The sequence below is a fragment of the Mesorhizobium sp. CC13 genome, from assembly GCF_039907765.1.
GTDB lineage: Bacteria > Pseudomonadota > Alphaproteobacteria > Rhizobiales > Rhizobiaceae > Aminobacter.
The window spans coordinates 432,831-444,688 of the sequence record NZ_JARDJI010000001.1; the positions used below are offsets into that span (position 1 = coordinate 432,831).

The window sequence follows — 11,858 nt, forward strand, 5'->3', positions numbered from 1 at the left end:
CATGACGCCGCATCGAACCAGGCGTTTCTCCAGATTGAAATAATGTATAGACAAAATACGCAGTTGGTATAGTATTTAATAAGATTACCAACGCGGTAATGTTTACTAAATTTCATCGTCGATTAGTATTTAAAAGAAGGATTGATCAATGCCCAAGATCTCGCGCCGCGCCCTTCTTTCGGTCGCTGCCGCCGCACCCGTCTTCGCGATGTTGCCGCGCATCGCCCTTGCCGACGGACACGATGTCCTTCGCATCGGCATCGCCGGCGAAACCGGCGATCTCGATCTGCTCCAGAACGTCTCCACGCTGTCGTCCTATACGGTGGTTTTCGACGGCCTGATCCACTACGGGCCCGGCGGCGCGCTGCAGCCCGGGCTGGCCACGGCCTGGAAGGTGGCCGAGGACGGGCTTTCGATCAGCTTCGACCTGCGCGAAGGCGTTACCTTCTCCGACGGCACGCCCTTCGATGCGGCGGCGGCGGAATGGAACCTCAAGCGCTGGCTGGGCGTCGCCGATTTTTCCTGGATCGGCATCGCCGACGCATATGACAGCATCATGGTGGATGGGTCCAACAAGATCACGGTGAAGCTCAAGCGCCCGGTGCCCGCCGCGCTGCTGGAACTGACCATCGTGCGGCCGGTGCGTTTCCTGTCGCCCAAGGCGGTGGATGCCAGCGGCAAGCAGACGGCCCCGATCGGCACCGGACCGTGGATCGTCGAGAGCTACTCCTCGACCGGGACGACCCTTGTGCGCAACGACGGCTATTGGGGTGAAAAGCCGGCGTTCTCACGGATGGAACTGAAGGTGGTGCCCGACGAGCTGGCGCGGGCGAACGGCCTGCGCGCCGGCGAGCTCGACATCATCGGCGGCGAGTGGGTCGCGCCGCTGTCGCCGCGCCGCGCCCGCGCGTTGGCCAGCGACGGTGTCACCGTGGTGGCTGAACCCGGCACCGCGACGACGATCCTGGGTTATTCGCCGAAATCGCCGATGATGCAGGACAAGGCGGTGCGCGACGCGATCTTCGTCGGCATCGACCGCGCCGCGGTTGCCGCGGTGCTGTTCGAGGGCTACGCCGATCCGACGGTGGACATCTTCCCGACCACGGTGCCGACGGCGGGCAAGCGTCACGACGTGCCGAAGCGCGACCTGGCGGCGGCCAAGGCGGCCCTGACCGCCGGGGGCTGGACCGCGCAAGGCGCCGGGTTCTCCAAGGACGGCAAGCCGCTCGCGATCGACTTCCTGGTATCGGACGAGTCATTCCCCGGCTCACGCCGGATCGCCGAGATGCTGCAGGCGCAGCTGACCGAAGTAGGATTCAAGGTCAACATCTCGTCGGTGGACACCGCCGTGATGCACCAGCGCCGCCCGAACTTCGAATACGACCTGACCTTCTTCGGCAACTACGGCGCGCCCTACGACCCGCACGGGTCGCTCGGCGCCTCCTTCGTCACCGCGGTCGATACCGGGCCGGACGGCAAGATCTATGTGTCGGACGACCTGGACAAGCTGGTGCTGGCGGCGCTGGAGACCGCGGGCGATGCCCGCGAGGCCGCGATGCAGTCGGTCTACGACTGGATCTACGACAATACCGCGGCCTGCCCGCTGGTGGTGACCCAGCGGCTCTGGGCGGTGTCGTCGCGCGTCAAGGGTTTTGCACTGCCGGCGACCGACTACGACCTGCCGTTCAAGGGTCTGACGCTGGCCTGAACCGAACAGAAAGGGCAAGTCCCATGCAACGCATGTTCATGCGAAGGACGGGGCTTGCCCTGTTGCTGATGGTTGCTGCCAGCGCGCTGACCTTCGTGCTGATCACGGCCGCGCCCGGAAATGTCGCCGCGCTGATCGCAGAACGTTCGGTCGGCGCCGGTGCCGATGGCGCGATGATCCGCCGGATCGAGCAGGAACTGGGCCTGAACGACCCGCTGCCGGTGCGCTATCTGCGCTGGCTGGGCGACGCGGCGACAGGCGATTTCGGCGTCTCGCTCCGCTCGGGCAAGCCGATGGCCGAGGAGTTCGCGACCCGCATCCCGGTTACGGGGACGCTTCTCGCCGGGGGCGGGGTCCTGGCGCTGGTGCTGTCGTTGGCGTTTGGCATCGCCGGGGCCGTCTCCAACGGCGGCGTGGTCGATCGGCTGCTGCACGGGCTGGCGCTGCTCGGGGCCTCCACTCCGAATTTCTTCGTCGCCGCGCTGCTCGTCATCACCTTTTCCGTCGGGCTCGGCTGGCTTCCCAGCTTCGGCGTATCCGGCATCCGCTCATGGCTCATGCCGTGGATGACGATCGCGCTGTTCCCGGGCTCGGTGCTGGCCCGCGTCGTGCGGGTGAACCTGCAGGAGGCGATGTCGCGGCCCTTCGCCACGACCGGCTTCGCCAAGGGACTGACCCGACGCGCCGTGCTCGTGCGCGAGGCGCTGCCCAATATCCTGATCCCGTTCATGACCACCTTCGGCGCCCAGTTCACGCTGATGATGATCGGCGCGATCGTGGTCGAACGCGTATTCGGGCTGAACGGCATCGGCGCCTTCTTCATCGAGGCGATCCGGTTCCGCGACTTCATCGGCATGCAGGCGGTGCTGCTGCTGTTCGTGGTCTTCTTCGTCACCGTCAACCTGATCGTCGACATCGCGGCGATGCTCGCCGATCCGCGGCTGCGCCGTCCGAAGAGGGCCTGAGATGAACATGCGCTCCTGGCCCTGGGCGGTCCTGACCCCGGCCGTCCTCTTTGTCCTCGTCGGCCTGTTCGCGCCGCTGCTCATGACCCAGGATCCCGCGGCGCAGGACTACGGCGCGATCCTTCAAGGGCCGTCGGCGACGCATTTCCTCGGCACCGACTATCTCGGCCGTGACATGTTCAGCCGCATCATCGGCGGCGCGCGCACCTCGCTCACCGCGATGACAGTGGTGCTGGCGGCGGCGCTGGCGATCGGCGTCGTCATCGGCTCGTTCGCGGGCTATGTCGGCGGACGCACGGAACTGGTGTTGATCTCGCTCATCGACATCGCCCTGGCGCTGCCCAGCCTGATCATCGCGCTGGCCCTGATCGGCGTCTTTTCGGGTGACGCCTGGACGTGGCTGTCGGACTTCTGGAAGATGGTCATCGCGCTGACGCTCGCCTGGTGGGCGAACTATGCGCGCATGAGCCGCGCAGTCGTGGTGGCCGAACTGCAGCAGCCCTATATCGAGGCCGCGCGGGTGATGGGCGCGAGCCACCTTTGGATATTCGCGCGCCATATCCTGCCGCATGTGCTGGGCCTCGTCGTCGTCTATGCCAGCGCGGACGCAGGTGCGCTGGTGCTCGCCATCGCCACGCTCTCCTTCCTCGGCCTCGGGGTGGCTCCCCCGACGCCGGAGTGGGGCCAGATACTGGTCGATGGCATGAGCTACATCGAGGAATATCCGAGCCTGGTCATCATCCCGGGGCTGGCGCTCACCGCCGTGGTGGTCAGCTTCAACCTGCTCGGCGAAGCCTTCGCGCTACAAAAGGTGCCGCGCGCGGTGCGCGGCGGATTGCTGCGGCGCAAGCGGGCTGCGCGGGCGGCTGAGGAGACGGCGCGCAAGGCTGCCGAAGCAGTGGAGGCGAGGGCATGAGCGGTTCCACTTCGACACCGGCCGGAGCCCCGCCCGTCTATGCGGTCGAGTCCCTGGTCATCGATCTCTACACCCCGACCCTTTCGGTGCGTGCAGTGGACGGTGCGAGCTTTCACGTCGCCCCGGGCGAGACGCTGGCCGTGGTCGGCGAAAGCGGCTCGGGCAAGACGGTGATGACGCTCGGGCCGCTCGGGCTGCTGCCCGAAGGCGTCGCGGTCGACCTGCGTGGTGCGGCGCGGGCCGACGGCCGCGACCTGCTGACGATGCCCGCGAAAGACCTGTCGGCGCTGCGCGGCGGCTATTTCGGGGTGATCTTCCAGGATCCGATCAGCGCGCTGAACCCGATGCTGAAGATCGGGCCGCAGCTCGCCCGGCAGGCCGAACTCTACCAGGGCCTCTCGCCCGAGGCCGCGCGCAAGGAGGCCGTCTCGCTTCTGGCGCGCTCCGGCATTCCCGATCCCGAGGACCGCTTCAGCCGCTATCCGCACGAATTGTCGGGCGGCATGCTGCAGCGTGCGATGATCGCACTGGCGCTCGCCGCGCGGCCGCGCGTGCTGATCGCCGACGAGCCGACGACCGCGCTCGACGCCACCGTACAGGCGCAGATCCTGTCGCTGATCCGCCAGATCCAGAAGGAGGACGGCATCGCCGTGATCCTCATCACCCATGACATCGGCGCGGTGTCGGTTCTGGCCGACAGGGTGATGGTGCTCTACGCCGGGCAGGTGGCCGAGGAGGGTGTCGCGGTCGACGTGCTGACCGACCCGATACACCCCTACACCCGCGGGCTTCTCGCCTCGGTGCCCGATTTTCGCTCCGAAACGGCCGTGGGCACGCGCGAGATCCCCGGCCTGCCGCCCAACCAGGCCTCGCTCGAGGCGGGCTGCCGTTTTGTCGATCGCTGCGACAGGGCGCGTCCCGGCTGCCGCACGCGGCGGCCGGAACTGACCGCCGTCCGGCGCGGCACGGCGGCACGGCGGGTCGCCTGCCCGGTGGTTCTGGAAGAAGAGGGGATCTCCCATGGCTGACACGCCCGCCATCGCAGCCCGCGGCGTCAAGGTGCATTTCCGTACCGCGGCGGGTCTGGTGCGCGCCGTCGACGGCGTCGACCTGACCGTCCCCGCGGGCGCGTTCCACGGCATCGTCGGGGAATCGGGCTGCGGCAAGACCACGCTCGCCCGGGCGCTGATCGGGCTCCAGCCTGCGACTTCAGGTGAAGTGCGCATCGTCGGGCGCGACCGCGCCGAATGGCAGCGGAGCGACAGACTGGGCTTTGCCCGCGCCGTGCAGTTCGTGTTCCAGGACCCTCTAGGCTCGATGAGCCGGCGGCAGACAGTGGGCCAGACGCTGGAAGAGCCGTTGCTGATCCACGGCTCGGGCAACGCTGTGCAACGTCGCGCCCGCATCGCCGAGCTTCTCGATCTCGTGGCACTGCCCGCGAGCGTGCTCGATCGCCTGCCGCGCTCGCTCTCGGGCGGCCAGCGGCAGCGCGTAGCCATCGCACGGGCGCTGGCGCTCGGACCACAACTTCTGATCGCGGACGAACCCCTGTCGGCGCTCGACGTGTCGGTCAGGGCACAGATCGTCAACCTCTTCGCGCGGCTGCGCGACCAGCTCGGCCTGACCATCGTGATCGTTGCCCACGACCTCGCCATCGTGCGCGAGGTGTGTTCGGATGTGACGGTGATGTATCTCGGCCGCGTGGCCGAGGAGGGCGCGACGAAGCCGCTGTTCGCCGATCCCGCCCATCCCTATTCGCAGGCGCTGCTTTCGGCCGTGCCTTCGCCCGATCCGCGCATCGAGGCCGTGCGCCCGCGCGTGCTGCTCGCGGGCGACCCGCCCAGCCCGCGCAACCCGCCGCCGGGGTGCCGCTTTTCGACCCGCTGTCCGGTGGCCGAGCCCGCCTGCCGGACCGAGGAGCCGGCGCTGCGCGCCGTCATCCATGGCGGGCGCGCGGCCTGCCTTCTGGCCGATGCAGCGCGCCATGCCCGGATCGCCCATGCTTGACACCCTCAGCCGCAACGCCGAATGCGGCGAACCGCCTGGGGTCGTGGAATCGGCGTGCGCCGAAAGATTTCGAGGCGGTAGAGCCAATTTGCCACGGCAACTCCACTAGCCACGACGCTTGCGGCGCCTTATGGGCAATGGCGCGCTGGAAACACGTTGGCAGCGAGATTTCGGGGACTGAATGACACAGTTGATGCCGTCCGACGCGGACGGCCGAATTCCGACAGCCGGATTTGCCCCGATCGTCGATCCGGCGGCTGAAAAGGCTCTCGTTCGCCGGCTTGCTTCGCATTGCAACCGTTTCCGCGATCCCGACGACCGGCGTGCCGCCTTCGAACTGGCGGTGACGCTGATACCCTTCCTGGCGATGCTGGCAATGCTGGTCTGGCTGGCCGCCTATGCCGAGCCGTTGCTCGGCAACTGGCGCTGGGGCCTCGTCGGGCTGCTGGCGCCGGCCTGTGCCGCGTTCCTGGTAAGGCTGTTTGCGATCCAGCACGATTGCGGCCATGGCTCCTTCACCAGTTCGCGGCCTGCAAACCGCCTGATCGGGCGCGTGCTGAGCGTGTTTACCTTCACGCCCTACACGCTCTGGCAAAAGGCGCATGCCGTGCACCACGGCTCGTCGGGCAACCTCGACAAGCGCGGCATCGGCGACATCGATACGCGGACGGTCGCCGAATACGAGGCAATGTCCACCGGCCAGCGGCTGATGTATCGCATCTATCGCAATCCGGTGGCGCTGATCGTGATCGGCGTGCCCGTGTATTTCCTGGTCATGCACCGGCTGCCCTACAACGACGCGATACCACGGGTCGAGGCCTGGCGCAGTGCCGGCGGCCTCAACCTGGCGCTGCTGGCCGTCTATGGCGGGCTCGTCTTCCTGGCCGGCTGGGCGGTGATGCTGGCGATCCTGCCGGTCGTCGTGATGGGCGCCTGGGTCGGCGGCTGGCTGTTCTATGTCCAGCATCAGTTCGAGGAGACGCGTTGGGACGCGGGCGAGGCGTGGGACCTGCATGTCGCGGCTTTCGGCGGGAGTTCCTGGTATGCCTTGCCTGCCGTGGCACAGTGGATCACCGGGTCGATCGGACTGCACCACATCCATCACTTGTGCAGCCGTGTTCCGTTCTACCGGCTGCAGGCCTGCTTCGATGGCAGCGCGGAACTTCGCGACGCCAGCCAGAACGTGAAGCTGACCTTCTGGAAGAGCCTGGCCTGCATCAATCTGGCGCTGTGGGACGAGAAGCGCCGGCGCCTGGTGACGTTCGCCGAAGCCCGCGCCTAAGGCTCCGCTTTTCCTCGAATCGCGAAGGCGCTCTATCTCTCTTGTTTGACGCCATTCCGGACGGATGACCGCTTCGCGTTTTTGCTGGAATGGCTCGAGCCGGCGCGGCCGGTCGCGGAAATCCGTTCTGCGAACAACTTCAGAAGCTGCTTGAAATGTGGCTGGGGCGCCAGGATTCGAACCTGGGAATGTCGGTACCAAAAACCGATGCCTTACCGCTTGGCGACGCCCCATCAACAAGCCGCAGGCGAGACAAGAACAGTGCCGCGTGCGAGTCAATCGACCGCCGCCTTATAGGCAGTGCGCGGCAAAAGCACAACGCGCCTTTTGCCGCTTGTCCCAAGCCGGCTGGCCGGATCATTCGCCCCAGACGGCCAGTTCGTTGCCGGCCGGATCGGTGAAGTGGAACCGCCGGCCACCGGGGAAGGAGAAGACCGGCTTGACGATGGTACCGCCTGCCTCCTCGACGGCGCGCAGCGTCTCCTCCAGCGCCTCGGAATAGAGGATGGGCAACGGCTTGGCCTGAACCTCCGCCTGAAAGCCGCCTTCGAGCCCCTCGTCGAAGGCCGAATAGTCGGGCCCGTAGTCGGTGAAGCTCCAGCCGAACGCCGAGCTGTAGAATGCCTTGACGTGATCGATCGTGCCGCCGGTTGCCGACATCTCGATATAGTCGAGCTTGCCCGTTTTCCTCATAGCGATCTCCTGAGTGTGTTCTTGAAATGTTCTATAGGAGCCGGGGCGCCGCCGCAAGCACCGCGGCTGCCGCGGCCATTAATCGATTGTAGAACGCCGCGTGTCGGAACTGCGCCTTGCCTTTCGCAACGCAGCATCCTATCGCTCCCCGTGAAGCGTATGGCAGCCACCGTGCGCTGGACACTCAGTCGGCGAGGAGAGGGCATGACCAAGTGGGTCTACAGGTTTGGCGACGGTGCGGCGGAGGGGCGTGCGGGCGATCGCAACCTGCTCGGCGGCAAGGGGGCGAATCTCGCCGAGATGTGCAGTCTCGGCCTGCCGGTGCCGCCCGGTTTCACCATCACCACCGAGGCCTGCAACTGGTATTACGCCAACGGCCGCAACTATCCCGAGACGCTTGAAGCGGATGTCCGCGCCGCGCTGGAGCATGTCGGCGCGCTCACCGGCCGCAGCTTCGGCGATCCGGAAAGGCTGCTGCTCGTTTCGGTGCGCTCGGGCGCCCGCGCGTCGATGCCCGGCATGATGGACACCGTCCTCAATCTCGGCCTCAACGACGTGACCGTCGAGGCGCTTGCCAGGGACGCCGGCGACGCACGCTTTGCCTATGACAGCTACCGCCGCTTCATCACCATGTATTCCGACGTGGTGCTGGGCCTCGACCACGAGGTCTTCGAGGAGATCCTGGAAGACGAGAAGGCGCGTCTCGGCCACGAGCTCGACACCGATTTTTCGGCCACCGAGTGGCAGCAAGTGATCGGCCTCTACAAGGCCAAGGTCGAGGAGGAGCTCGGCCGCTCCTTCCCGCAGGACCCGCATGAGCAGCTGTGGGGCGCGATCGGCGCGGTGTTCTCGAGCTGGATGAACCACCGCGCCATCACCTACCGCCGCCTGCACGACATTCCCGAGAGCTGGGGCACGGCGGTCAACGTCCAGGCCATGGTATTCGGCAACATGGGCGACACCTCCGCTACCGGCGTTGCCTTCACCCGCAACCCCTCGACCGGCGAGAAGATGCTCTACGGCGAGTTCCTGGTGAACGCGCAGGGCGAGGACGTCGTTGCCGGCATCCGCACGCCGCAGAACATCACCGAGGCCGCGCGCATCGCCGCCGGCTCCGACAAGCCCTCGCTGCAGAAGCTGATGCCGGAGGCTTTCGCTTCCTTCGTGTCGATCTCCGACCGGCTCGAAAAGCACTATCGCGACATGCAGGACCTGGAGTTCACCATCGAGCGCGGCAAGCTGTGGATGCTGCAGACGCGATCGGGCAAGCGCACCGCCAAGGCGGCGCTGAGGATCGCCGTCGAGATGGCGGCCGAGGGCCTGATCAGCAAGCAGGAGGCGATCGGCCGCATCGATCCGGCCTCCCTCGACCAGCTGCTGCATCCCACCATCGACCCCAAGGCCCAGCGCGAGGTGATCGCGGTCGGCCTGCCGGCGTCGCCGGGGGCGGCCACCGGCGAGATCGTGTTCTCGTCCGACGAGGCCGAGGAGATGAAGTCGGCCGGCCGCAAGGTCATCCTTGTCCGCATCGAGACCAGCCCCGAGGACATCCACGGCATGCATGCCTCGGAAGGCATCCTGACGACGCGCGGCGGCATGACCAGCCACGCGGCGGTGGTTGCCCGCGGCATGGGCAAGCCTTGCGTTTCCGGCGCCGGTTCGCTGCGGGTCGACTATCGCCAGGGCACGCTGACGGTGATGGGCAAGGCCTTCCGCAAGGGCGACATCATCACCATCGACGGCGCCAACGGCCAGGTGCTGAAGGGGGCGGTGCCGATGCTGCAGCCGGAGCTGTCGGGCGATTTCGCCGCCATCATGGAATGGGCGGATGCGGCGCGGCGCATGAAGGTGCGCACCAACGCCGAGACGCCGGCGGACGCGCGCATGGCGCGCTCGTTCGGCGCCGAGGGCATCGGGCTGTGCCGCACCGAGCACATGTTCTTCGACGGCGACCGCATCGTTGCCATGCGCGAGATGATCCTCGCCGACACCGAGAAGGACCGCCGCAAGGCGCTCGACAAGCTGCTGCCGATGCAGCGCTCGGACTTCCTCGAGCTGTTCGAGATCATGGCCGGCCTGCCGGTGACGATCCGCCTGCTCGACCCGCCGCTGCACGAGTTCCTGCCCAAGACCGAAGAGGAAATCGCCGAGGTCGCCGAGGCGATGAACGTGCCGGCCGACAAGCTGCGCCAGCGCACCGAGGCCCTGCACGAGTTCAACCCGATGCTGGGCCATCGCGGCTGCCGCCTTGCCGTCTCCTATCCCGAGATCGCCGAGATGCAGGCGCGCGCCATCTTCGAGGCGGCCGTCGAAGCCGGCAAGAAGACCGGCAGCCCGGTGGTGCCCGAGATCATGGTGCCGCTGGTCGGCCTGATGAAGGAACTCGACTACGTCAAGGCACGCATCGACCAGGTCGCCCAGGGCGTGATGCAGGAGAGCGGCACCAAGATCGACTACCTGACCGGCACGATGATCGAGCTGCCGCGCGCGGCGATCCGCGCGCATGTGATCGCAGAAGCTGCCGAATTCTTCTCCTTCGGCACCAACGACCTGACGCAGACGACCTTCGGCATCTCGCGCGACGACGCGGCGTCGTTCCTCGAGACCTATCGCCAGAAGGGCATCATCGAGCAGGACCCGTTCGTCTCGCTCGACGTCGACGGCGTCGGCGAGCTGGTGAAGATCGCGGCCGAGAAGGGCAGGGCGACGCGGCCCGAGATCAAGCTCGGCATCTGCGGCGAACATGGCGGCGATCCCGCCTCGATCCGCTTCTGCGAGAGCGTCGGGCTCGACTATGTGTCGTGCTCGCCCTTCCGTGTGCCGATTGCACGGCTCGCTGCCGCGCAGGCCGCGGTGAAGGCGCGGCAGTAACACTGCAAGCGCCTGATTTCGCTTGGTTATGCCCAAAATGCGTTTTGGGTATAACCTGTCAGGCGATGTCGCTGAGCAGCCCGTCGATTGATGGCCTCTGCTTCAGCGAGGCGCTAATTGCCTCGCGCCTACGGCACGCAGCTGCGCCACAAGGATCGCGCAGTTTCGTTCAAACTGCTTCTCGTCTTCGACCGCCTCCTGCATGCGCGCGACGCGCTGGCGAAGGTCTTGGCTGTCGGGGCCGATGTAACGATCCACCGGCTTGTCGCCGATCTTCTGGCGAGCATACCAGTATTTGCCCTGTGGCAGTTGTTTGAGAAAGGGCGCGCCGGCGATTTCGCTGACGTTGCGCATGCGGTGCGCTTCGAGAAGGTCCTGATAGGCGGCGTGGGCCGAGAGAGGCAGGCGCATCGGAATACCCTACGTCAATGTTTCGCGTAGGGTATATCGGTTCGATACCCTACGCAAACGGCTGGCGTAGGGTATTCCGATGCGCCATCCAGCGCGGTTCCGGGATCGTCGACTGATAGCCTTGCCGCCTCAAGCCGCGGCGCAGAAGGCCTCGACCACGCCCACATAGGCTTCGGCGAGTTTTGCCACGGGGCTGTTGCTGCGCGCCGCCGATTCGACCTTGAGCTTGCCGCCTGCGACGGGCAGCGAAAGCAGCAGGTATTGCCGCCGAGCGCCGTCGCCGATGGAGGTTGCGGCGACGTGCTTCTCCTCGCCGTCCTCGTCGACGCGCATCTTGAACAGCAGGATGCCGCCCACAGTTTCGAGCGCATCGTCGACCATCTGGGCAAACTCCGTCTCGGAGATGCCTTCGGCGATGGCCGTAGGTGCCTCTGTCCCGGCTGCAGCTTCCTGTTCAAGTACAGCGGTCTCGACAGGCTGCTCGATGGCGGTGATTTCGGAGGGCGAGAGTTCCGGCTGAACCGAGGCCTCCAAGGGCGGTTCGTCGAGTTCCGCTTCGATGGCCGGTTCTTCGAGTTCCATCGCAGGAACCTCGTCGGTGCCGGCCGTATCCTCGTCCGCCGTCGATACGGCTATCGGCTCTTCGTCTTCCGTGGCTGTGGCCTCAAGCTCGCCTTCGCTCGCGTCGGGGTCCGAGACAGCGGCGGCGCCGATCTCCTCCGGGAGCGCAATTGCACCTTCCTCGGCTGTATCGAGTTTCGCCTCGGCGGCGGCCAGGTCCTGTTCGATCGTATCGGCCTGCGATTCTTCCAGAGCCGTCTGCTCCTGCGAGAGCATCTCTTGCTGCGGAGACTGCTCATCCTCCGCGCGGGGCTGCGTATCCATGTGATCCCTCACATTAATCTACCCACCACGCCAGCCGGTAATAAAGGTTAACCGGGACCGTGGCCGCAATATGGCCGGACGAGGTTTGCGGCCGGGCCGGCCGGACTGGACAATCCCCGG

10 protein-coding genes and 1 tRNA gene are annotated in these 11,858 nt (G+C 66.4%); 7 read left to right on the plus strand and 4 right to left on the minus strand.

Translation table 11 applies throughout. The features are described from left to right. Positions 1-148: 148 nt before the first annotated feature. The 6 genes from PV773_RS02050 (at position 149) to PV773_RS02075 (ending at position 6,878) form a co-directional block, all read left to right on the plus strand. Positions 149-1,708, plus strand: a complete 1,560-nt coding sequence (locus tag PV773_RS02050; protein WP_347964730.1) for an ABC transporter substrate-binding protein — start codon at positions 149-151, stop codon at positions 1,706-1,708. A 23-nt stretch (positions 1,709-1,731) separates the two neighbouring features. Beyond that, on the plus strand, positions 1,732-2,673 hold the full coding sequence (locus tag PV773_RS02055; RefSeq protein WP_347964731.1) for an ABC transporter permease: 942 nt from the start codon (positions 1,732-1,734) through the stop codon (positions 2,671-2,673). A gap of 1 nt (position 2,674) precedes the next feature. Next, positions 2,675-3,589, plus strand: coding sequence for an ABC transporter permease (locus PV773_RS02060; protein WP_347964732.1), 915 nt, complete (start codon positions 2,675-2,677; stop codon positions 3,587-3,589). After that, on the plus strand, positions 3,586-4,617 hold the full coding sequence (locus PV773_RS02065; protein ID WP_347964733.1) for an ABC transporter ATP-binding protein: 1,032 nt from the start codon (positions 3,586-3,588) through the stop codon (positions 4,615-4,617). The genes PV773_RS02060 and PV773_RS02065 overlap by 4 nt, the downstream gene beginning before the upstream one ends. Further along, positions 4,610-5,596 (plus strand): oligopeptide/dipeptide ABC transporter ATP-binding protein, encoded by a 987-nt coding sequence (locus PV773_RS02070; RefSeq protein WP_347964734.1) that lies wholly within the window; start codon positions 4,610-4,612, stop codon positions 5,594-5,596. The genes PV773_RS02065 and PV773_RS02070 overlap by 8 nt, the downstream gene beginning before the upstream one ends. Before the next feature lie 181 nt (positions 5,597-5,777). Then, a complete protein-coding gene (locus PV773_RS02075) occupies positions 5,778-6,878 on the plus strand; it encodes a fatty acid desaturase (protein ID WP_347964735.1) in 1,101 nt (366 codons plus the stop codon). Positions 6,879-7,036: 158 nt separating this feature from the next. Here PV773_RS02075 and PV773_RS02080 read toward each other — a convergent pair. Continuing rightward, positions 7,037-7,111, minus strand: a tRNA-Gln gene (locus PV773_RS02080). A gap of 124 nt (positions 7,112-7,235) precedes the next feature. Continuing rightward, on the minus strand, positions 7,236-7,571 hold the full coding sequence (locus PV773_RS02085; protein WP_347964736.1) for a VOC family protein: 336 nt from the start codon (positions 7,569-7,571) through the stop codon (positions 7,236-7,238). 204 nt (positions 7,572-7,775) lie between these two features. On the opposite strand from PV773_RS02085, the gene ppdK reads away from it, so the two are divergent. Then, the gene (ppdK, locus tag PV773_RS02090) at positions 7,776-10,442 is read left to right on the plus strand and encodes a pyruvate, phosphate dikinase (protein ID WP_347964737.1); all 2,667 of its coding nucleotides are present in this window, start codon (positions 7,776-7,778) and stop codon (positions 10,440-10,442) included. 102 nt (positions 10,443-10,544) lie between these two features. Here the strand turns inward: ppdK and PV773_RS02095 are convergent, their stop codons facing one another. Both PV773_RS02095 and PV773_RS02100 read right to left on the minus strand, forming a co-directional pair. Beyond that, on the minus strand, positions 10,545-10,853 hold the full coding sequence (locus PV773_RS02095; protein WP_347964738.1) for a hypothetical protein: 309 nt from the start codon (positions 10,851-10,853) through the stop codon (positions 10,545-10,547). Between the two features lie 129 nt (positions 10,854-10,982). Continuing rightward, on the minus strand, positions 10,983-11,738 hold the full coding sequence (locus PV773_RS02100; protein WP_347964739.1) for a hypothetical protein: 756 nt from the start codon (positions 11,736-11,738) through the stop codon (positions 10,983-10,985). Between the last annotated feature and the right edge of the window lie 120 nt (positions 11,739-11,858).